General features: G+C 46.2%; 18 protein-coding genes and 3 tRNA genes. 17 read left to right on the top strand and 4 right to left on the bottom strand.

Annotated elements, in window-relative coordinates:
- Positions 1-5: 5 nt before the first annotated feature.
- From ACTQ50_RS08490 to ACTQ50_RS08555, 14 genes are all read left to right on the top strand, one after another.
- The gene (locus ACTQ50_RS08490; protein WP_441483840.1) at positions 6-1,436 is read left to right on the top strand and encodes a phosphoglucomutase/phosphomannomutase family protein; all 1,431 of its coding nucleotides are present in this window, start codon (positions 6-8) and stop codon (positions 1,434-1,436) included.
- Positions 1,436-3,196: a sensor histidine kinase gene (locus ACTQ50_RS08495; RefSeq protein WP_441483841.1), complete on the top strand. Its 1,761-nt coding sequence runs from the start codon at positions 1,436-1,438 to the stop codon at positions 3,194-3,196. The genes ACTQ50_RS08490 and ACTQ50_RS08495 overlap by 1 nt, the downstream gene beginning before the upstream one ends.
- A 145-nt stretch (positions 3,197-3,341) precedes the next feature.
- The gene (locus ACTQ50_RS08500) at positions 3,342-4,625 is read left to right on the top strand and encodes an ABC transporter substrate-binding protein (protein ID WP_441483842.1); all 1,284 of its coding nucleotides are present in this window, start codon (positions 3,342-3,344) and stop codon (positions 4,623-4,625) included.
- Positions 4,626-4,789: 164 nt separating this feature from the next.
- A complete protein-coding gene (locus ACTQ50_RS08505) occupies positions 4,790-5,593 on the top strand; it encodes a carbohydrate ABC transporter permease (protein ID WP_441483894.1) in 804 nt (267 codons plus the stop codon).
- A 19-nt stretch (positions 5,594-5,612) separates the two neighbouring features.
- Positions 5,613-6,473, top strand: a complete 861-nt coding sequence (locus ACTQ50_RS08510) for a carbohydrate ABC transporter permease (protein ID WP_441483843.1) — start codon at positions 5,613-5,615, stop codon at positions 6,471-6,473.
- Between the two features lie 194 nt (positions 6,474-6,667).
- Complete coding sequence (locus ACTQ50_RS08515) at positions 6,668-7,408, top strand: response regulator transcription factor (protein WP_441483844.1); 741 nt, start codon at positions 6,668-6,670, stop codon at positions 7,406-7,408.
- 150 nt (positions 7,409-7,558) lie between these two features.
- The gene (locus ACTQ50_RS08520) at positions 7,559-8,524 is read left to right on the top strand and encodes a hypothetical protein (RefSeq protein WP_441483845.1); all 966 of its coding nucleotides are present in this window, start codon (positions 7,559-7,561) and stop codon (positions 8,522-8,524) included.
- Positions 8,525-8,605: 81 nt separating this feature from the next.
- Positions 8,606-9,301, top strand: coding sequence for a UMP kinase (gene pyrH, locus ACTQ50_RS08525; protein ID WP_441483895.1), 696 nt, complete (start codon positions 8,606-8,608; stop codon positions 9,299-9,301).
- Between the two features lie 55 nt (positions 9,302-9,356).
- On the top strand, positions 9,357-9,911 hold the full coding sequence (gene frr, locus ACTQ50_RS08530; protein ID WP_226822760.1) for a ribosome recycling factor: 555 nt from the start codon (positions 9,357-9,359) through the stop codon (positions 9,909-9,911).
- A 93-nt stretch (positions 9,912-10,004) separates the two neighbouring features.
- On the top strand, positions 10,005-10,712 hold the full coding sequence (locus ACTQ50_RS08535; protein ID WP_441483846.1) for an isoprenyl transferase: 708 nt from the start codon (positions 10,005-10,007) through the stop codon (positions 10,710-10,712).
- A 1-nt stretch (position 10,713) separates the two neighbouring features.
- Complete coding sequence (locus ACTQ50_RS08540; protein ID WP_441483847.1) at positions 10,714-11,508, top strand: phosphatidate cytidylyltransferase; 795 nt, start codon at positions 10,714-10,716, stop codon at positions 11,506-11,508.
- A gap of 87 nt (positions 11,509-11,595) precedes the next feature.
- Positions 11,596-12,738, top strand: a complete 1,143-nt coding sequence (gene dxr, locus ACTQ50_RS08545) for a 1-deoxy-D-xylulose-5-phosphate reductoisomerase (RefSeq protein WP_441483848.1) — start codon at positions 11,596-11,598, stop codon at positions 12,736-12,738.
- A gap of 1 nt (position 12,739) precedes the next feature.
- Positions 12,740-14,026, top strand: a complete 1,287-nt coding sequence (rseP, locus tag ACTQ50_RS08550) for an RIP metalloprotease RseP (protein WP_441483849.1) — start codon at positions 12,740-12,742, stop codon at positions 14,024-14,026.
- A gap of 315 nt (positions 14,027-14,341) precedes the next feature.
- Positions 14,342-15,424, top strand: a complete 1,083-nt coding sequence (locus ACTQ50_RS08555) for an NAD(P)H-dependent flavin oxidoreductase (RefSeq protein ID WP_441483850.1) — start codon at positions 14,342-14,344, stop codon at positions 15,422-15,424.
- A 208-nt stretch (positions 15,425-15,632) separates the two neighbouring features.
- Here ACTQ50_RS08555 and ACTQ50_RS08560 read toward each other — a convergent pair whose 3' ends face one another.
- Complete coding sequence (locus ACTQ50_RS08560) at positions 15,633-16,907, bottom strand: peptidoglycan-binding protein (protein ID WP_441483851.1); 1,275 nt, start codon at positions 16,905-16,907, stop codon at positions 15,633-15,635.
- A 198-nt stretch (positions 16,908-17,105) separates the two neighbouring features.
- Between ACTQ50_RS08560 and ACTQ50_RS08565 the strand changes: the two genes are divergently transcribed.
- Together ACTQ50_RS08565 and ACTQ50_RS08570 are read left to right on the top strand one after the other, a co-directional pair.
- Positions 17,106-18,236 (top strand): ComEC/Rec2 family competence protein, encoded by a 1,131-nt coding sequence (locus ACTQ50_RS08565; RefSeq protein WP_441483852.1) that lies wholly within the window; start codon positions 17,106-17,108, stop codon positions 18,234-18,236.
- Positions 18,237-18,425: 189 nt separating this feature from the next.
- Complete coding sequence (locus ACTQ50_RS08570; RefSeq protein ID WP_441483853.1) at positions 18,426-20,357, top strand: hypothetical protein; 1,932 nt, start codon at positions 18,426-18,428, stop codon at positions 20,355-20,357.
- A 283-nt stretch (positions 20,358-20,640) separates the two neighbouring features.
- Here ACTQ50_RS08570 and ACTQ50_RS08575 read toward each other — a convergent pair.
- From ACTQ50_RS08575 to ACTQ50_RS08585, 3 genes are all read right to left on the bottom strand, one after another.
- Positions 20,641-20,725: transfer RNA gene (locus ACTQ50_RS08575), tRNA-Leu, on the bottom strand.
- 70 nt (positions 20,726-20,795) lie between these two features.
- Positions 20,796-20,880: transfer RNA gene (locus ACTQ50_RS08580), tRNA-Leu, on the bottom strand.
- 67 nt (positions 20,881-20,947) lie between these two features.
- Positions 20,948-21,032 (bottom strand) — tRNA-Leu (locus ACTQ50_RS08585).
- Between the two features lie 213 nt (positions 21,033-21,245).
- Between ACTQ50_RS08585 and ACTQ50_RS08590 the strand changes: the two genes are divergently transcribed.
- Positions 21,246-22,256, top strand: a complete 1,011-nt coding sequence (locus tag ACTQ50_RS08590; RefSeq protein ID WP_441483854.1) for a deoxyguanosinetriphosphate triphosphohydrolase — start codon at positions 21,246-21,248, stop codon at positions 22,254-22,256.
- Positions 22,257-22,500: the final 244 nt, after the last annotated feature.

Raw genomic sequence — 22,500 nt, forward strand, 5'->3', positions numbered from 1 at the left:
GAAAAATGATAAAATTTGGTACAGGAGGCTGGAGAGCTGTTATCGGAGATGAATTTACCAAGGCAAATATTCAGATCCTGGCAGAAGCCATTGCCAGGAAAATGCAGGATGAGGGAGTGGCAGACCAGGGGCTTTGCATTGGTTATGACCGCCGTTTCCTTTCCAAAGAATCTGTGATGTGGGCATGCGAGACGCTGGCAGCAAATGGGATCCGCAGCTGGTTTGTAAATAAGTCTTCCCCTACTCCATTGATCATGTATTATGTGATGGCCCATAATCTGTCCTATGGAATGATGGTCACAGCAAGCCATAACCCTGCAATCTATAATGGAATCAAAGTCTTTACAAAAGGCGGAAGAGATGCCAACCAGGAGCAGACACAGGAAATCGAAAATTATATCCGCATGGTGGAAGCGGATATAAAAGCTGGAAAACCTGTTCCGGCTATGGAATATGAAAATGCAAAAAATGCAGGCCTGGTAGTGGAGTTCAATCCACTGAACGAATACATCGACAATATTATCTCCAGGGTAAATATGCAGGCAATCCGGGAGAGAGGCCTGAGGGTGGCTTTGGACCCTCTTTATGGGGTGAGCCAGACCTCCCTGAAGACGATCTTATCCATAGCAAGATGTGAGGTGGAGACCATCCACGAACGCCATGATACCTTGTTTGGCGGTAAGCTTCCGGCACCAAATGCAGCTACTTTACGTCCCCTGCAGAATTATGTGCTGGACCGTTACTGTGATATCGGAATTGCTACAGATGGAGATGCGGACCGGATCGGCGTGATCGATGATACAGGAAGGTTCCTTCATCCAAACGATATTCTTGTACTTTTATATTATTATCTGGTAAAATATAAGGGATGGTCAGGCCCGGTTGTCCGCAATGTGGCAACTACCCATATGCTTGACCGTGTGGCCGAAAGCTTTGGACAGAAATGTTATGAGGTGCCTGTTGGATTTAAGTACATTTCTGCAAAAATGCAGGAAACAGATGCGATCATTGGCGGAGAATCCTCAGGTGGTCTTACGGTAAAAGGTCATATCAACGGAAAAGACGGAATTTATGCAGCTTCCCTTCTGGTTGAGATGATCGCGGTCACAGGCAAAAAGCTTTCTGAAATCGCAAAAGAAATCGAGCAGGAGTATGGAGAAATCCATATGGTAGAGCGGGATTACCGTTTTACGGCACAGCGCAAGGAACAGATCCATAAGACACTGATGCTTGATAAGCTGCTGCCGAAGCTGCCTTATGCCATCAGCAAGGTATCCTACCTGGATGGCTGCAAGGTATATTTCCAGAACGGCGGCTGGATCATTGCACGTTTTTCCGGAACAGAACCTTTATTGCGCATATTCTGTGAGATGGACAGTGAGCTTTGTGCCATGGAGCTGGTAGATATTTTTGAGGAGTTTCTGGAATTAAAATAATGAATAAAGAAAAGAAGATACGCTCTCTGAAGTGGAAATTTGCAAAAATCATGTTGTTGTGCTGGGTTCTCCCTTTTCTGGTGATCATTGGGCTCATTGGTTCCTATATGCTGATCACCCAGAGGGAGAATCAGATGGAACGTCTTAGTGCACAGGCCGGGCTAAATACCCGCACCTGTGCGGAAAGGCTGAACGGAGCCATTGCGGACTCCCGTCAGGCGACCTATGACGGAACTTTATTTGAACAGTACCGGCAGTACAGAAGGCAAGGCGCTGACGGAGAGCGTATTTTTTCCAACGGAGTACAGAATTATCTGGATGCGCAGTACTCCCACAGAAAAAATAATATTTTTACAGTATTAATGCTAAAAGAAGATCCGCTGAATAAACATTATACAAGCTATAACTTTGGAACCGGTGGAAGTTATGGCATGATCCAGCACTTTTTTGACCAGGACCGGGATAAAGTACTAAAGCTGGCAGAGGATCTGGATACGGCAGTTGGATTTTTAAAGACGGACAATGGAATTTATATTGTCCGGAACATGATGGACCGAAGTTTTACCTCCTGGGGCATTCTGGTAAGCAGGGTAAATGTGGATTACTGCTTTGAACCTGTTACGACTGCCTGGGAGGATTTTGGCGTTCTTCTTACCATATCCGGGATCCAGGTAGTAACGGACGAAAAAAATACAAACGAAGATCCCCTGGCAGCCAGGAAGGCAGAAGAGATGGACTTGAAAAACGAAGCCTCTTATGAGCTGGAGAAGGGCGAGGTCTACGTTTTTGGCAGCCAGAAAGAGAATGATTACCAGATGAATCTGGTGCTCTATGCAAAGGAAATGTCCCTGTTTAAGTTCCTCTATGGCTATTTCTATGTGATCTTTGCCATGGGGCTTGTGCTGATCCCCCTGATGATCATGTTTATGAAGCTTTCGGGAAAAGAGCTTTCCAGGCCGGTGAAAAAGCTGATGACAAGCGCAGAAGAAATAGAAAAGGGAAATCTGGGCTACCAGGTAGAAACACCTATGGAAAATCTGGAATTTGAATATCTCCGGAAATCCATCAACCAGATGTCCGGGCAGTTGAAATACCAGTTTGACCATATTTATGAGGAAGAACTGGCTCTTCGGGATGCCAGGATCATGGCGCTACAGTCCCATATTAACCCGCATTTTATGAACAATACCCTGGAGATCATCAACTGGGAAGCAAGACTGGAAGGAAATGAGAAGGTTTCCAAGATGATCGAGGCCTTGTCCACGTTAATGGATGCGGCTATGGATCGAAAGGGATTGCCGGAAGTAAAGCTTTCCCAGGAAATGATCTATGTGAATGCCTATTTCTACATTATTGCCGAGCGGCTTGGAAAAAGGCTGACGGTAAAGAAAGAGATCCCGGAGGAACTGATGGGAATGATGGTTCCCCGTCTGATCATGCAGCCGATCATTGAAAACGCCATTGAGCATGGCATTATTCCAAGAGGCGGCGGCACTGTCCTTCTGCGGGCACGCCGGGATGAAAGGTATCTTTATATTGAGATCATCAATGATGGTACATTTGGAAAAGAAAACGAGGAAAAGGTAAAGCGTCTGCTGGCACCGGATTATGATGCACGAAAGGAATCCTCCGGAAACCTTGGAATTGCCAATGTGAATCAGAGACTGCGGATTTTATATGGGGAAACCTGCGGACTTACCATTGAACCCTGTAATGAAGAACAGACAATCTCTACATTGACGATTCTTGTTACGGATTGATAAAAATTGTTGTACATAAATGACAATAAAAAACAAGAAATGGCAGAACCAGTTATTCAAAATACCGAACCCAGGATGTAAGATATAGCTACAAGATGAGACACGGACCAAAACAAAAAATAAATAAAACAGGAGGGTTTTTGGTATGAAGAAAAAAGTGTTAAGCGCAGTATTATGTGGAGTTATGGCAGCATCTATGTTTCCGGTAACAGCAATGGCTGACGGCGGCGTTACCTTAAATGTAACTACAACATTTGCAGGAAATGAGAGCAACGTAGAACTTTATCAGGACACCATCAAAGCATGGGAGGATGAGACTGGAAATACGGTAGAAGATGCTTCTGCAACATCTGATGAGACCTTTAAGGCAAGAATTATTTCAGACTTTGAAACCGGTGCAGAACCAGACGTGCTGTTCTTCTTCAACGGCAACGATTCCAATCCATTCGTTGAGGCTGGCAAGGTTGTTTCCATCGAAGATATCCGCGCAGAGTATCCGGAATATGCTTCCAACATGAAAGATGACATGATCCCGGCTTCTCCGGCTGACGGTGTACAGTATGCAGTTCCATTCTATGGTTACTGGGAAGGCCTTTACGTAAACAAAGCTGTTATGGAAGCAGCAGAGGCCGAGATCCCTACAGCAGATACCACATGGGATCAGTTCCTGGAGACCTGTCAGATCATTAAGAACGCAGGCTATACTCCGATCGCTACCTCCCTTGCAAAAGAGCCTCACTACTGGTTTGAGTTTGCAATTTACAATCACGACAGTGCGAAGACACACACCACAGTTCCGGCAGCTCTTGATGATGCAGCAGGAGAAGCATGGCAGGCAGGTCTTGCAGACATCAAGGATCTTTATGAGAAAGGCTTCTTATCCGAGAATACCAATACCGCAACAGGTGACGAAGTGTTCCAGAGCTTCCTGGAAGGCAAATCCGCTTTCTATCTGGATGGTTCCTGGAAAATGGGCGGAATCAAAGAAGGAACGGATGACATTGACAACTTTACTGTAACTTATGTACCTGGAAATGGTGACAGAAAGAGCACAGACATTATCGGAGGTCTTTCCTCTGGATGGTATATTTCCACAAAATGCTGGGAAGATGAAGAAAAACGTGACGCAGCTGTTTCCCTGGTAGAGAAATTCATCAGCGACGAAACCGTATCCGCTTTTGCAGGAACTGCTACAACCGCTCTGAAAAATGGAGCAGAGATCGATGAGAGCAGCCTTACCAACCTGGAAAAAGATGCCCTTGCAATGCTGAAAGACACAACTGGTATCACAGGTGCAGTTCAGGACCTTGTTACACAGGATGAGAGAGCTCCGATCTTTGACAACATGCCTCAGATCGTAGAGGGACAGACTGAAATCGCAGACGCGATCAGCGAAATGCTGGAAATCATTGAGGAAAATGCAGAATAAGCACCCCTTAAGCAGCTTTCCAGAATCACTCTGGAAAGAAGGAAAGGACTGGGCCGGAGGAGAAACTTCTCCGGCTCTTTTATAAGAAAGAGGGGTGTTTCTTTGTGAACGTATATAAAAATAAAAAACCTGCATGGGTATTTCTGGTCCCGGCGTTCCTTTTCATGGCAGTATTTCTGTACTATCCATTTCTTCAGAATATCGTAAACAGCTTCATGAAGATCAGAAACTTAGGCGGAGGAGCCAAGGGCGTCAATGATCCATTTTATAAGAACTATGCAGAGCTGCTCACAGATCCAAACATGAGAGTGGCACTGAAAAATACAGTGATCATGATTTTTGTTACCTTGTTTGGTGAGGTTGGGCTGGCAGTGATCCTGGCCATGCTGGTGGACAATATAAAACGAGGGGCAAAGTTTTTCCGTATTGTGTACTTTTTCCCAATCGTGGTATCTGCTACTGCACTTGGTGTTCTTTTTAACCTGATCTTCCAGTATGACGGCGGCATGCTAAGCCAGCTGGTGGGACAGAAGACAAACTGGAAGGAACTTTATCCACTGACGGTTATGATGACTCCGGTGGTATGGCAGTATGTGGGATTCTATTTCATCATTCTGGTGACAGGACTGAACAACATACCGGAAGAGCTTTATGAATCAGCCGCTATTGACGGGGCAACCAGATGGCAGAAGGTAAGATATATTTCCTGGCCCATGCTTCACAATGTAGTCTGCACCTGCGCAGTTCTTGCGGTAACGGGAGCACTTAAGGTATTCGATCTTCCATGGGTAATGTTTCCAAACGGAGCACCTCTTGGAAAAACCTGGCTGACAGGAACCTATATGTACTATAAGACCATGCAGGCACCGGATATTGATTACAGCTCGGCAATCGCCTTCTTTATCGTAATTCTTGGTGTGATCTTATCGAAGGTGGTCAATAAGATTTTTAAAGAGCGGGATTATTAACCCAGAAGGAGGAATTTAAATGAAGAAAAATCATATTAAGAATGTGAATACATTTATCATTTATATCGTTCTGATTTTCTGGGCGGTTACAACGATCTACCCAATCTTCTGGGTAATTTCAAATTCTTTTAAGGACAAGAAACAGATCATGTCTGATGCTTTTTCCATGCCGGTTGGGAAGCTGTTTACCACAGCCAACTATACAGACGCATTTTCGAAAATGAACATCATAAATGCCTACAAAAACAGCATCATTATTTCCGGATGTGTGGCAGCAGTGGTGATCCTGCTGGCCGGAATGGCGTCCTTTGCACTGGTTAGATACAGCTTCAAGGGCAATAAGCTTCTGTATAACATTGTAATTGCGGCAATGATGTTCCCTGTTTTTTCCACGATTATCCCAGTGTTCCGGATGGAGTTTGGATGGGGGATCGCAGGCTCCGGAAAAACATGGATGTCACTTTTGTCCGTGATCCTTCCGCAGATCGCTGGAAACATGGCATTTGCCATTGTGGTACTCACCGGTTACATACGGAGTCTTCCGATCGATCTGGAGGAAGCGGCATTTATGGAAGGCTGCAATGCCTATCAGATTTTCTTTAAGGTGATCATGCCGCTGACAAAACCATCCTTTGCAACCGTTGGGATCTTCAGTTTCTTATGGAGCTACAACGATCTGTTTACCCAGCAGTTTTTCCTGCGGAATAAGGATGAATGGGCGATCACAAGACTTCTTCTGGAAATTTCTTCCAAGGAGGAAACCAACTATGGTCTTATGGCAGCGGTTGTAACACTGGTTGTGGTTCCGCTTCTGATCGTGTATGTATGCTTGCAGAAATATATTGTAAAGGGTATGACAGCGGGAGCTGTAAAGGGATAATGCAAAGGCAGGGGAATTGCTTGGATGGCAATTTCCTGTTTTTTGCTGTGTGAAAACAAAGGGTCCTCTTTGACCGGACTCTTATTTTAAGGTATAATGAGAAAAGCAGAAGCTGTATTGGAAGGACCTGATTGGCAAAGAAAAATCTGGACGGTAATTGGAAAATACAGTGGAGTTATGATGGGGGTATATAAATGTATCATGTGGTGATTATAGACGATGAACCGATTATTGTGGAAGGGATTTCCAAGCTGGTTCCCTGGGAAAAGTACGGGTGCATGGTGACAGCCTGTGCTTATGATGGGAAAGAAGGACTGACCACCATCCGGGAGAAGAAGCCGGATATTATTTTTTCCGATATTTCCATGCCGGGGCTGGATGGGCTGAAAATGATCGCAGCCTTGAAATCTGAGTTTCCGGATATGCAGATCAGTATCCTTACAGGATACCGTGATTTTGATTACTGCCAGGAAGCCATCCGGCTAGGCGTGTGCAGATTCCTTCTGAAGCCATCCAAACTGGAAGAGATAGAGGAAGCCCTGGCAGCAATGGTGGAGATCCTGAAGAAAAAGGGAGTGGCTTCTCATGAGGATGACCAGGAAGAGAGTACCGCCGGCAGCTTTATTGTGAAGAACGCCCTTGCCTATATGGAGGAGCATTACAACGAAAAGCTGACACTGGGCCTGGTGGCAGAGAAGACTTACGTTAGTCAGTGGCATTTAAGTAAGCTTCTGAACAAGCATGAGAAACGGAATTTTTCTGAAATACTGAATCAGATCCGCGTGGAGCATGCCAAAGAACTTCTGAAAGAAATGCAGCTTCGGATCGTGGATATTTCAGAAATGGTGGGCTTTACAGATGTGGCTCATTTTTCCAGGGTATTTAAGAAGCTGGAAGGAATTTCAGCCAATGAATACCGGAATACAAAGCTTTAGTGGCTTTTGGAAAGTGTTTCAAAAACAACGAAAAGTCTAAAAATTGTATGAAATCATTCCGCCTTCGGTTGACAAGTCTGCCATACTCTGTAATAATAATGGAGAACAAAAAGTGGATGTTTAATTCTTTTTGTGGGAGGATTATAGATTATGAAGAAACGTTATGTGATTCTTGCAGCGTTGCTGGTAACTGCCATGGCAGCCGCCGGATGCGGTAAGAAAAAGACTGATGATACAACCCAGGATGCGCAGGTGACTGTAGCTCCTGCCGAGAATACAGATACAGCCCAGGCGGATGATGGAACCCTTGTAGATATGCAGAAATCCGATGATGCAGATATTAAGAATGTGATCGGAGACAAGACTGCAACTGCTTCCAAGGTAATTATTGTAAATGGAACCGGCTCTGCCATCAAGGGACTTTATGTACGCCCGACCAGCGATGACGATGATGACTGGGGAACAGAGTTGATCAATGGTTTATTTACATTGAATGATAATGATAAGGCACTTTATTACTATGATGCCAGTGTGAAGGATGCAGATGGAAATGCAGTTACCAGTTATGATATCCGGATCGTATATGAGGACGAAGATCTTACAGACTGTTATTTCCGTAAGCTTCCGCTGACTGTGATCACACAGATCACCCTTAAGATGGATGGAACAGGCGATGATGCCATTCCATACGCTACTTATCTGACTGGCAGCAGTAAGAAAGAGACTTCTACACTGAGTGAGGTAAAGGCAAGACTTGGCCTGGATGACAGTGAGGACGATTCCGAGGATCAGGAGGAAACAGATGTGACACCGACTCCGGAAGAAGAGCCAGATCCAACACAGGCTCCATCTGATGATGGAGAAGATCCGGATCCAACACAGGCTCCGGATAATAATGGAGGCAATACAGATCCATCTGATGCAAGTGCAGATGCTGCGAAACAGTACATCGGACAGCCCCTCAGCAGTCTGATCGCAGCAATTGGCGATGCAAACGGAAGCGATTATGAGAATGAGCCGGAAACCGGAGAGACAGGATATCATTATTATGATACCTTTACTGTTTCCACTACAGTAGATGAAAGCGGCAATGAAGTGGTTGCCGGGGTATGGTAAATCGATAATAATGGATGCCAGAGGCAAAGACGCTGCTCTGGATATTATTAATATAAAATAAGGCAGGACAAAAGAATGGAAATGAAAAGAGTATTATTAAAATTAAGCGGGGAGGCTCTTGCAGGCCCGAAGAAAACAGGCTTTGACGAAGCCACTGTACTTGCAGTAGCGAAGCAGATCAAGGCAATTTCTGACGAAGGCGTACAGATCGGGATCGTGATCGGAGGAGGAAACTTCTGGAGAGGACGTACCAGCGAGACCATCGACCGCAATAAGGCAGATCAGATCGGTATGCTTGCCACTATTATGAACTGCATCTATGTATCTGACCTTTGCAGATATACAGGAATGCAGACTGAGATCTACACTCCATTTGCATGCGGCGCATTTACAAAGCTGTATTCCAAGGACAGCGTAGAGGAGAGCTTTGCACAGGGCAAACTGGTATTCTTCGCAGGCGGTACCGGACATCCGTATTTCTCTACCGATACAGCTACTGTTCTTCGTGCAGTTGAGATCGAGGCAGATGCCATCCTTCTTGCAAAGGCTGTAGATGGTATTTACGACAGCGATCCGAAGACCAACCCGAACGCTGTGAAGTACGACGAGATTTCCATTCAGGAGGTTGTAGATAAGAAGCTTGCAGCTATGGATCTTACCGCTTCCATCATGTGTCTGGAGCAGAAGATGCCGATGCTTGTATTTGCTCTTGACGAGGAGAACAGCATTATCAATACCGTTCACGGAAAATTCTCCGGAACGAAAGTGACTGTATAAGAAACCGGATAATACTGCTTACCAGCAGAAAATCATAGAGAGGGAGATTAATTTTATGGATGAGAGAATTCAGAAGTATGAAGAGAAAATGAAAAAAACACTGGGAAGCTTAGAGGCAGAGTTGGCTACCATCCGCGCAGGACGTGCCAATCCCCATATCCTTGACAAGCTGACTGTAGATTATTATGGAAGCCCTACACCACTTCAGCAGGTGGCAAATATCACCGTTCCGGAAGCCCGTATGATCCAGATCCAGCCATGGGAATCCAGCCTGATCAAAGGAATTGAGAAAGCAATCCTTACTTCTGATCTTGGCCTGAACCCGAACAACGATGGTAAAGTGATCCGTCTTGTTTTCCCGGAGCTTACGGAGGAGCGCCGTAAAGATCTGGTTAAGGACGTTAAGAAGAAAGGTGAGGCTGCCAAGGTTGCAGTCCGCAACATCCGCCGTGATGCCAATGATGCATACAAGAAACTGAAAAAAGAAGAGGATGTATCTGAGGACGAGATCAAAGAGCTGGAAGACAAGATCCAGAAGCTTACTGACAAATACATCAAAGATGTAGATGCAGCAGTAGATGCAAAGGGTAAGGAGATCATGACTGTATAATAGGGACAGTCTATTATAAAGAAATGCAGAGAGAGCTCTTAACAGGAGCTCTTTTCTGGCTTTTATAGAAATCAATAAAATAAGGAGAAAATTATGAATGTACCCAATCATATTGCCATAATTCTGGATGGAAACGGGCGCTGGGCAAAGGCAAAAGGAATGCCAAGAGGCTATGGACACATAAAGGGCTGCGCCAATCTGGAGCAGGTCTGCTACGACATCAAGGATCTGGGCGTGAAATATCTGACTGTCTACGCTTTTTCCACAGAGAACTGGAAGCGTTCCAGGGAGGAAGTTGACGGTCTTATGAAACTGTTCCGCAGCTATCTGAAGAAATGTATCAAGATTTCCAGAGATAATAAAATGAAGATCAAGATCATTGGCGATATTTCCGCTTTCGCACCGGATATCCAGGAGAGCATCCGGGAACTGGAGGAGTTTTCCAAGGATTATGATGAGCTGTATTTCCAGATCGCCATGAACTACGGAAGCCGTGATGAGATCACAAGAGGAATGAAAAAAATGGCTCAGGATGTAGCTGATGGAAAGCTTTCCCCTGAGGATGTGACCGAAGCGCGGGTGGAGAGCTATCTGGATACTGCAGGAGTGCCGGATCCGGACCTTTTGATCCGTACCAGCGGAGAGCAGAGACTTTCCAATTTCCTTATGTGGCAGCTGGCTTACACAGAATTTTATTTTACAGATGTGGCATGGCCGGACTTCCATAAAGCTGAATTAATACAGGCTATTGAGAAATATAATCAAAGAGACAGAAGATATGGCGGTGTGAAGGAGGAGTAAGATGTTTAAGACACGTCTTTTAAGCGGTATTGTGCTGGTTGCAGTAGCGCTTCTGACAATCATCAGCGGAGGTTATGTGCTGTTTTTCACATTGCTTGGAATCTCCCTGATCGGAATGCAGGAACTGTACAAGGTGATGAAGGTAAGAGAGGATCAGTTTAATGCACTGGAAATCGCCGGGTATGTGGGAGCAGTGATCTATTATGTGCTGATGGCACTGGATTTTGAAAAATACGGAATGATGGGCGTGATCATCTCGTTTATGATCTTTATGTTTGTCTATGTATTTACGTATCCCAAGTTTAAGGCAGATCAGGTAATGCCTGCGTTTTTTGCAGTTGTGTATGTGGCTGTGATGCTGTCCTTCATTTATCTTACCAGAAACCTGCCGGATGGCAAATTCCTGGTGTGGCTGATCTTCCTGTGCTCATGGGGATGTGATACCTGTGCATATTGTGTGGGAATGCTGATTGGTAAGCACAAGATGGCACCGATCTTAAGCCCGAAGAAATCCGTGGAAGGCGGAATCGGCGGAGTGGCCGGAGCTGCCCTTTTAGGAGCAATCTATGCGGCTGCAACTGGCGGCAAGGTGGCAGAATATGCGCTGATCTGTGCAGTTGGGGCACTGATCTCCATGGTGGGAGACCTGGCTGCTTCTGCCATTAAGAGAAACCAGGGAATCAAGGATTATGGAAAGCTGATCCCGGGACATGGAGGAATCCTGGACAGATTTGACAGTGTGATCTTTACCGCTCCGGCTATTTATTTCCTTGCGAAGCTGGTGCTGGGAATCTGATGCAGGATTGGTAACGAAATATTTGCATGAATGAGCGGAAATGATAAGGCATGATTTGCCCGTGTGATGGAATGAAAGGAATTTTACATGAAGAAAATTGCAATTTTAGGTTCAACCGGCTCCATCGGTACACAGACACTGGATGTGGTAAGAGCCAACGGTGACATAGAGGTACTGGGGATCAGTGCCGGAAAAAATGTAAAAATGCTGGAAGAGCAGGCGAGAGAGTTTCATCCCCAGCTGATCGCAGTCTGGGATGAGAATGCGGCTAAGGACCTGGCTGTCCGCCTTGCAGACCTGGATGTAAAGATCGTATCCGGTATGGATGGACTGCTGGAACTTGCACGTATGCCCCAGACGGACATTCTGGTGACTGCTGTGGTTGGAATGATCGGAATCCGTCCGACTATGGAGGGCATCAGGGCTGGCAAGGATATTGCACTTGCCAACAAAGAGACACTGGTAACGGCTGGCCATCTGATCATTCCTATGGCGAAAGAGTATGGGGTGCAGATCCTTCCGGTAGACAGTGAGCACAGTGCTATTTTCCAGGCTCTTCACGGGGAAAAACGTGCTCAGGTGGAGAAGCTTCTTATCACAGCTTCCGGCGGTCCTTTCCGCGGAAGAAAGAAAGAGGAGCTGAAACATGTGACTCTTGCAGATACCCTGAAGCATCCGAACTGGGTAATGGGACAGAAGATCACAGTGGATTCCGCTACACTGGTAAATAAAGGCCTTGAGGTTATGGAGGCCAGATGGCTGTTTGATGTGGATCTGGATCATATCCAGGTGGTTGTCCAGCCGAAGAGCATTATCCATTCCATGGTGGAGTTTAAGGATGGCGCGGTTATGGCACAGCTTGGAACTCCGGATATGCGGCTTCCCATCCAGTATGCACTTTATTATCCAGAGCGCAGATATCTGAATGGAAAAAGGCTGGATTTCCATAAATTAAAAGAGATTACCTTCGAAGATCCGGATATGGAGACATTCCTGGGACTTCCAATGGCTATGGATGCTGCAAGAAAAGGCGGCAGTATGCCGACTGTGTTTAATGCAGCAAATGAGCTGGCTGTGAAGAAGTTTTTACAGGAAAAGATCGGTTTCCTGGATATTTACGATATTATTGCACAGTCTATGGAGAGACACCATGTGATCGCGGATCCGGATCTGGAGGAGATACTGGCAGTAGAAGACGAGACTTATAAATGGATTGAAAGCAGGTGGTAGTTTGAAGATCATTCTGGCATTGTTGATTTTTAGTGCGATTATTCTTTTTCATGAGCTGGGACATTTTCTGCTGGCAAAAAAAAACAAGATCGTGGTAACAGAATTTTCCCTTGGAATGGGACCAAGACTGCTTAGCACAGAGAAGAATGGAACCAGATATTCTCTGAAGCTTCTGCCTCTTGGAGGCTCCTGTGCCATGTTGGGAGAGGACATGGAGGATGAGGCGCAGGGGACTTTTAATGGAGCACCGGTATGGGGAAGGATTGCTACAGTTGCGGCAGGACCTATCTTTAACTTTATTCTGGCTTTCGTGTTTGCAGTGATCATTGTGGCCCTGGTTGGCTATGATCCGGCAAAGGTTACCCAGGTGGAAAGCGGCTCTACCGTGGCTGAAGCTGGTCTTCAGGAAGGGGATATCATCAAGGAATACCAGGGCTATCACATTGACCTGGCAAGAGATCTCTATCTGTATATGTATCTGAACAGTCCACAGGAGGATGAGACCATCCATATGACGGTGGAGAGAGATGGAAAAGATGTGGAGCTTTCTTTCAAACCGGATGTGCAGGTGAGATATCTTCTTGGATTTAACAGAAAGAGTCCTGATTCTCTGGAAGTGGAATCTCTGATCCCGGGAATGGGTCTGTCTGAGACTGGAGTGGAACCTGGGGATGTGATCACATCTATTAACGGAACCAGACTGGAAAATGCAGATGATTATACTGCATATCTTGCTGAGCATCCGCTTACAAGTGAGGCTGTGACCATTACCTATGAGCGTGATGGATTGGAGTATACCGCAGAGGTAACACCCTCAGAATCCCGCTCTGCAGTGCTTCGTTTTTCCTATAATCTGGCGTATACCAGGACACAGGGCTTTGAAGTGCTGAAATATGGAACACTGGAAGTAAAATATATGATCCGGTCTACGCTGCTTAGTCTGAAGGAGCTTCTTACCGGCGGACTTGGGGTGAAGGATTTAAGCGGTCCGGTTGGCGTGGTAGATGCAATCGGCAGTACCTATGAAGCAAGCAAGAGTGAAGGCATGCTGACCATCTGGGTAAATATGCTGTATATGGCAGCACTTTTGTCTGCAAACCTTGGTGTGATGAACTTGCTTCCGCTTCCGGCACTGGACGGCGGACGTCTGGTCTTCCTGGTGGTTGAGGCAGTTCGCAGGAAGCCTGTGAACCGGCAGGTGGAAGGCATGATCCACTTCGCAGGATTGATGGTGCTGATGCTGTTGATGGTTGTGGTTATGTATAATGATATTTTGAAGATTTTCTGAGAGTTTTTCAGAGGGGTTCGCAGATGAAAATGTAGAAGGAAAGTGAAGGCTATGTGTATCAAGTTGGTACGCATGGCCTTTTTCTGTAGGCAGGGCGTCCCCCAATATGTGTGTGTATGGAACTTTGGTGATCACCGCGATAACAGGAATGTGAGTTCGTGCTTTGTCACGGTTGTTTGGCAACAGACTTGCATGTGGTAATAAAAACTATGTAATAAAGTATGCGATAAAAGAAAAACTTGACATAAAAACAATTATACTTTATACTAAAATAGTTTTAAAATCAAACTATTTTGAAATATGGAGGAGATTGTTTTGGATAGAGGATATAACAGCAGTTTGAAGAGCTTGAAAATTGGAGATAAGGTGGCAGAACTTCCCATCATCCAGGGAGGAATGGGAGTTGGAGTGAGCCGAAGTTCTCTTGCGGGTGCGGTGGCAGCAGAAGGGGGAGTGGGAGTTATTTCCACAGCCCAGATCGGGTATGACGAGGAGGGCTTTGAGAAAGACCAGGCAGGGTGCAATCTGAAGGCGATTAGAAAGCATATATTGAAGGCAAGGGAGATCGCCAGGGGAAAAGGGCTGATCGGTGTGAACATTATGGTGGCACTGAAGCATTATAAAGAACATGTACGGGAGGCTGTAGCCTGTGGCGCAGATTTGATCATCAGCGGTGCAGGGCTTCCTATGGAGCTGCCTGAGCTGGTACCGGAGTTTTGCAGAACCAGGATCGCGCCTATTGTTTCTTCTAAGAGGGCGCTCAATTTAATCCTGAAAATGTGGGCACACCGGTATAACCGGACGGCAGACCTGATCGTAGTGGAAGGACCGGAGGCTGGCGGGCATCTGGGCTTTTCCAGGGAGCAGCTGGCTTACAGAGGGGAATTGGATTTTGACCAGGAAATCCGTGATATTATTACCTGTAAGAAGGAATATGAGGAAAAGTTTGGCCGGGAGATTCCGGTGGTAGTCGCTGGCGGGATTTTTGACCGGAAGGACATTGACCATGCCATGTTCCTTGGGGCGGACGGGGTGCAGATCGCAAGCCGGTTTGTGGCAACCAGGGAGTGTGATGCGGATGAAAGATATAAACAGGCATACGTAAATGCGAAGGAAGAGGATGTGCAGATCATCCAGAGTCCTGTTGGAATGCCTGGAAGAGCCCTTCGCAATTCTTTTATAAAAGCGGTAGAGACGGGACGGATCCCAGTACAGAAATGCTATAACTGCCTGGAAAAATGCAATCCCAGCCAGGTGCCCTACTGCATTACGAAGGTGCTGATCGATGCTGTGAAGGGGGATGTGGAGAATGGATTGATGTTCTGCGGGGCAAATGTGGGCAGGATTGACAAAATTACTACGGTGCATGAACTGCTGAGGGAATTAGCAGAAGGCTGATGGCTGGTCAGCAGAGGAAAAGCCCTGCTGGGCAGGAGCATACTGCGGCGGAAAGCGGATGCCGATGGAGACAAGCCGCTGCATTTCTCTGGTTTTCTGTAAACTACGTGCACAAAAAATGCCTTGCAGAATAACATCTATTAGGGGATTATAATAAAATAAGTATTATAATACATGGCGGGAGAAGGGAAATCCCGCCATATTGTGTTTACTGTAATTCCGCGATCCGGGTGACACCCACGTAAATTTCCTGTATTTTGTACCAGGTGGGATAGTCTACGATCCCGGTTTCGGGCAGACCGAAGATGTTCTGGAATTTGCGGACAGAAGCCTGAGTCTGGGAGCCGTAGATTCCATCTGGATTCACTTTTGGGAGTGCCGGGTAAGCCTGGCTGATGGCGTTCAGCTGTTCCTGAAGCTGGAGCACCTTGTTTCCGGAAGCACCCATATCCAGATCATAGCCTGGCCAGGAGGATGGGATGCCGGAGACCTCTTCGGCTACGTTGATATACATGTCGTTTCCGTAGAAATGACGCAGGATCTCAATAGCAGAGTATCCCTGGTCTCCTAACCGCTTGCTTCCCCACTGTGTCATCCATCCCAGGTCACGGCACTGTACCCGTTCTCCGTCACAATATTGGGTAAGAATGGGCTGACGGACGTTGGGACGGGAAAGGTAGTTCTCAAAAAGTTCATCTACAATACGGTCGATGGAGTCAAAAATATTGCGGCCTCGGATCCATTTGTGATCGTAGGCGGTGGATGAGGTTATGGTGTAGTCCTTTCCTTTATTTCTATAGAACTCAGTGTAAACCCTATTTAGTGTAAACGACATAATTGCAAGAACGTTAGCGCGAATTGTATCGTCAGGCCAGGTAGCATAGATCTCGCTGCTGGCTACATTTTTGATGTAATCCCGGTAGCGTACATAGTAATTGGAGGCGGAGTTATCCCCGACGGGACCGTCGTGAACAACAATGTACTCTGGGATGACCACTTTGCTGAGAACGATTTCTCCGGTTTCATTTACTGGCTTTATTTCAGATTCTGGTATTTTGGGCGGATATTCATAGAAGAGGGTGTGAGGCGGAATGACCACTCTGTTGTCTGGAACAGAAGTCTGTCTGGGATTTAAAAGGACTGGCTGCTTGGCGAGAACAGCGGGCAATACTTCTGTGCCTGCGATCTCTTCCTGGTGGAAATACTCGGCTTCGATCTGCATGGAATATTCTGCATAAGGCTGTGCCTCCTCAGAAGCGTTCAGGCTGTATTCCAGAGGCGGCGTTTTCAGCTGGAGGATTGGCGTGTTTCCAGAAGAATCTGTCCGTACTTCCTCGATAACGCTGTTTGGATCGCCGGTATAAGAAATGCGGACCAGTGCATTTTCCACAGGCCGGTTGTCTGTCTCCGAACGGACCGTTATCTGCAGGGTTCCCTGGTCTACATTTTCCTGTTGTGCACGTAAGGTTTTACTGTAATACATGGACGACCTCATAAAATGCTCTTCTGGGTATTATATGCGGGGGAAAGAAAGAGTGTCAAAACAGAAAAAGTGATGTTTGTAGGGACGAAAATATATTATAATGAAAAGGCAGATGAAAAATGCAGATACGCCCAAGGAAGGGAACACGCCGAAGCAGAAAGACGCAGGGGTGTAAAAAAGTACGAAAGAAGGAATAGAATGAAACACTTAAGAAAACGAATTGCAGGCTATCTTTTAACATTTATTTTGATCCTGGCAGGAGTTGTTGTTCCGGGAAATGAAAGCACGGTTTGGGCAGCTGGCGGCAGCATGACGGTACACTTTCTGGATGTAGGGCAGGGGCTGTCTATTCTGGTACAGTCAGAGGGGCAGACGCTTTTGTATGATGGAGGGCCGAGAAGCGCTTCCAGTTATGTGGTTTCCTATTTGCAGGAGCAGAATGTATCGGAAATCGATTATCTGATTTCTTCCCATTATGATGAGGACCATGTGAGCGGACTGATCGGCTGTCTGAATGCTTTTCAGGTGGATAACGTGATCGGGGCAGATTATGTCCACGATTCTTCCCTGTATGATTCCTTTATGGACGGGGTGGCAGCACAGGGGCTTGAAGTGCAACATCCGGCTGTTGGAACAGAGTATGAATTTGGATCTGGTGAATTTACCGTTCTTTCCCCAAAGGAAATCAGCAAGGAAAGCAATGCCAATTCGGTAGCCATCAAGCTGACAAATGGGGACAACAGTTTTATTTTTACCGGAGATGCGGACCACAACAGTGAGAGCGATATGGTTGCATCCGGTCTGGATCTGGACTGCGACGTGTTAAGTGTGGGACACCACGGATCTGCCACAGCTACAAGCTGGGATTTCCTTCAGGCTACTGTCCCGGAATTTGCGGTGATCAGCTGTGGAGCTGGGAATATGTATGGCCATCCGGATGCAGATACCATGGAAAAACTGTCGGACATGGGGATTTCGGTATACCGTACAGATGAACAGGGCACCATCGTGGCATCCTCAGATGGCAGTACCATTTCCTGGAATATGGAGCCCTGCAATGATTATACTTCCGGGGATGGAGAAGCGGCTGCACAAAGCGGGGAAACGGCTGGATTTGCATCAGAAGGAAGCAGTAGGGCTGTTTCAGAAGAGTCGGAACAGACGGCAGCAGCGGATGACAGCCAGGAGGAAATGGTGTGGATCTCCGCTACAGGAAGCAAATACCACAGTATTCCGGACTGTGGAAATATGAACCCGGACAAAGCATACCAGGAGCCAGTTTCCCAGGCACAGGCCCAGGGGTATGAGGCATGTAAAAAATGCTTTTGATTTAACCAAAATTTTTCGATTATATTTCGGAAATTCCCTTTTTTATTTGGGCAAATTCTGTTATACTAAAGTGTATGCTTAGTAGAACGTAAGTAACGTAAAATATGGTAATGGTTCAGCTGGGAGATGCCCTGATGTGTCAGGCGTGTAAATGCTGAACTGTTACAAATAAATGGTGGTGTAAAATTAGTGAGTGAACAGAAACGAGTAATTTTCACAAAGGAGGAATTGGCTGCCAAGGTAAAGGTTCCGGCTGTTGTGGAGCAGGATTTGAAGCGCATTATCAGTGACCGGCTGGAGCAGTGCGGATTATACTACAGGGTTTTTTCCAGAATTAAGACAGCCTCCTCTATGGCTCATAAATTTGCCCTGAAGGATTACGGGGCAGAGAATAAGAAGCTGCAGGATCTGGTAGGTGTCCGCATCAACCTGTATTTTGATGATGACGTGGAAATCTGCCAGAACATTGTGGAAAATACTTTCGACGTAATTGGCTGGTCTACCTCAGAACGAAGTGAGGAAGAGTTTAAGCCTACCAAGCTGAACGGTGTGTGCCGGCTTCCGGAATATTTGAGAACGGAGATTTCCCCGGAGACCTGGGATATGTATATTGATGACACCTTCGAGATCCAGATCAAGACCATGTTTTTCGAAGGCTGGCATGAGATTGAGCACGATATGCGCTATAAAGGAGAAGAACTCTGGAAGAATTACAAGGGATTTTCCAGATACTTTAACAGTATTCTGGCCACATTGGAGCTCTGTGATAAATCTATGGTTACCCTGTTTGAAGACCTGGGGCATTCCCTTTATAAATCAGGCAGATGGAGTGATATGATCAAGAGTCATTTCCGCCTGAAGCTGGGAGAGGGACAGCTCTACCCGGAGGTGGCACAGCTGCTGGATGAGGACTGTGACCTACAGGTGGAGAATCTGGCGAAGCGTATTTATAAGACCAGCAAGCAGACTTTGGTGGACCAGCTGCTTCACCGCAGCCGTAAGGTGCCTATCAATGTAAATACGATCATTGCCCTGTTAAACGACAGCCAGTTCCATGACAGCCGTCTGACAGCAATCTTTAAGGAACGTGATGTCTATAACGATGGCCGTGAAGAGAGCTTGGGAGAGTCCTGGCATTATGAGATGAAGCCTCTGATCCGTCACAATGTATTCCAGATGTGTACAGAGGTGGACGGAAGCAGGATGAGAGAGGGACAGCCGGCTTCTACTACGGAGATTTTCCAGCAGGCAGCAGACAGTATATATGGCTGGATCGTGGGAAAATATGGCGGATTGTTTAAACAGATGCCACAGAAGACCAGCACCTATCATGCGGATATCCTGGCTTACCATGTGGCTGTGAATTATGATCCGGGCAACCGCCGCCTGAATATGCATGTAAGACATATGGATATGGAAGTGGGCGGCAGGATCTGGTATTCTGAGGCAGGGCTTGAGGTATCCCGGCAGGAGAAGGTAATCCTGAAGGTTTGCAACGGATATGCCCAGCCGGCCAGAGAGCATACCATCCAGGATCCGGGAGTAACCTTCTTCAGCTATCCGGGCTATTATAAGACAATCGTGGATAATATCGGAATTGTAAATGGAATTGAGTGTTCCAACCGAAGAAGGATCCTGCGGGAGGAGATGTTTGGAAATCTGATCACAGCGCTGAAGGATTCCGAGCGGTTATTCCCGATCGTGGTGATCGTTTCCAGAGAGACTTCAGATGGAATGATGGATGAAGACTGGCTTGGCCAGTTCCGTGTATCTGATTTTACAAGAACGGTATGGCGTTATTCCCATGTGTTTACTGCCCATGAGTCTACTGGAAAGAAATTCCTGAAGCTTGCAGGAATCGATCTGCGCCAGATTGATGATATTCCCAGACTTTATATTTTCTGGCCAGGTGGAGATGTAGATGATTACGGTCCGGAGGATGTGACAAACTGCAGCTTTGGCCGTCACCTGGAAGCAAGAGGCGACGCCCGCACCTACGACATTGTCCGCGGCGGACAGGCGTTTTATCATAAAATCGTTACGGATCTGCGCGAGTGGAATATTTCTGCAGATATGTGGGAAGGATTTAAGCTGGAGACAGTGACGGAATTGCCGAAGTAAAAGGTACCATCAGTATGAATGAGAAAATAATGAAAATTATGAAGAGCCTTTACAATCCTGTATTGCCCCTTAGGAGAGTAAAGGCTTTTTTTATTTTATAAATGTTGCGTTATATTGCTTATAATTTTTGGGGCAAGAATCTTGCTACTTGGGGGGGCAGAATGGGGGCAGAATGGGGGCAAACTCTTGACACCCTTTGATAGTTTATGAACATTTGAAGTCCAAAAAAGCCCGCAAAATCAATGTTTTGCAGGCTCTTGACACTTCTTGAAGCAATAAAAAATGCGGAAGATGGGACTTGAACCCACACGAGCGCAATGCTCACAAGATCCTTAGTCTTGCTCGTCTGCCAGTTCCGACACTTCCGCATATCGCATTTCACAGAGATAAAAATCTCTACGCGATCAGATATTAAATTGTAACTACTTATGTAGTACATGCGGAAGATGGGACTTGAACCCACACAAGCGCAATGCTTACAAGATCCTTAGTCTTGCTCGTCTGCCAGTTCCGACACTTCCGCATACCGCATTTCACAGAGGTAAACCTCTTCGCGATAAAATATGAAATTGTGACTATTTAAATAGTCATGCGGAAGATGGGACTTGAACCCACACGAGCGCAATGCTCACAAGATCCTTAGTCTTGCTCGTCTGCCAGTTCCGACACTTCCGCATATCGCGTTTCTCTCGGAGAAATGTTTCTTTCTCGCTGCGACGGATATTAGTATAACAAAGGGGTATATGATTGTCAACACATTTTTTGAAAAAAATTAAAAATTTTCAAGTTTTTTTTGAAAAAAAGAGGAATTTGAAATTTTGTGTAGAATATAATTAATAGGAGGAAGATTATCAGCGCACCTGTCAGTCTTTGGAGGATAGAAGATATATGAATATCAGAGAGAGCATGGAAGAAAGAGAACTGGAACTTTTAAGTCCCTATGCGGCATACAGCGGACGTTCCAGAGGAAGAGACCGGGAGGAAGAAGAGTGTGATGTCCGGACCGTTTACCAGAGAGACAGGGACAGAATCCTGCACAGCAAGGCATTTCGCAGGATGAAGGATAAGACACAGGTCTTTCTGGCACCAGAGGGAGACCACTACCGGAACCGGCTGACCCACACCCTGGAGGTTTCCCAGATCGCCAGGACTATTGCCAAGGCACTTCGGCTGAATGAAGATCTGGTGGAAGCCATTGCCCTTGGACATGATCTAGGGCATACGCCTTTTGGCCATTCCGGAGAGAACGCTCTTAATACGGTTCATCCAGAAGGCTTTGCCCACTATCGGCAGAGCGTCCGTGTGGTGGAAGTCCTGGAGAAAAATGGCGATGGCCTGAACCTTACCTGGGAGACAAGAGACGGAATCCTGAACCACCGCACCAGCGGTCATCCTTCCACTCTGGAAGGCCAGGTAGTCCGTTTTTCCGATAAGATCGCCTATGTGCATCACGATATGGATGATGCACAGCGGGCAGGGATCATTACAGAGAAGGATATTTCAGCAAGTCTCCGGGATTTTCTTGGACAGACCACAAGAGAGCGGTTGAACACATTTGTGCACGATATCATTGAGCACAGCATTGATCAGCTTGCTATCCAGATGTCCGCTCCTGTAGAACAGGCTCTTATGGATCTTCGGGCAGAGATGTTCCAGAAAGTATATCTGAACACCATTGCGAAGAAGGAAGAATCCAAAGCGATCAAGATGCTGACAGAATTATATGCGTATTACATAGATCACCCGGAAGCAATGTCAAAGGAGTATATCGCTCTTATTGAGAAAAAGGGTGTTCCAAAGGATCGGGCGGTATGCGACTGGCTGTCAGGAATGACCGACCAGTACTCCATGAAGAAATTCAAGGAGATTTTTATACCAAGAGCCTGGGAGGTATATTAGTTACTATTCATTGCCAATATTCCGCGAGGTGTTTTTTGTGAACAAAGTTCACAGAAAACCCGAGAATCTCGGCGTGAAATCATGCGAATGCATGATTTCTGTGCATCGCGAAGCGGTTACTGTTCGCGGAGCGAGCAGTAACGTATATTAAAAAGCATAGACAAAATACTTATAATAAGTTATAATATTTGTTTACGGCTGAAACTGTACGGCACATTTTGGGACGTGCAGCACACTATGTGTA

The sequence above is a fragment of the Blautia sp. Sow4_E7 genome, from assembly GCF_052116245.1.
Lineage (GTDB): Bacteria > Bacillota > Clostridia > Lachnospirales > Lachnospiraceae > Blautia_A.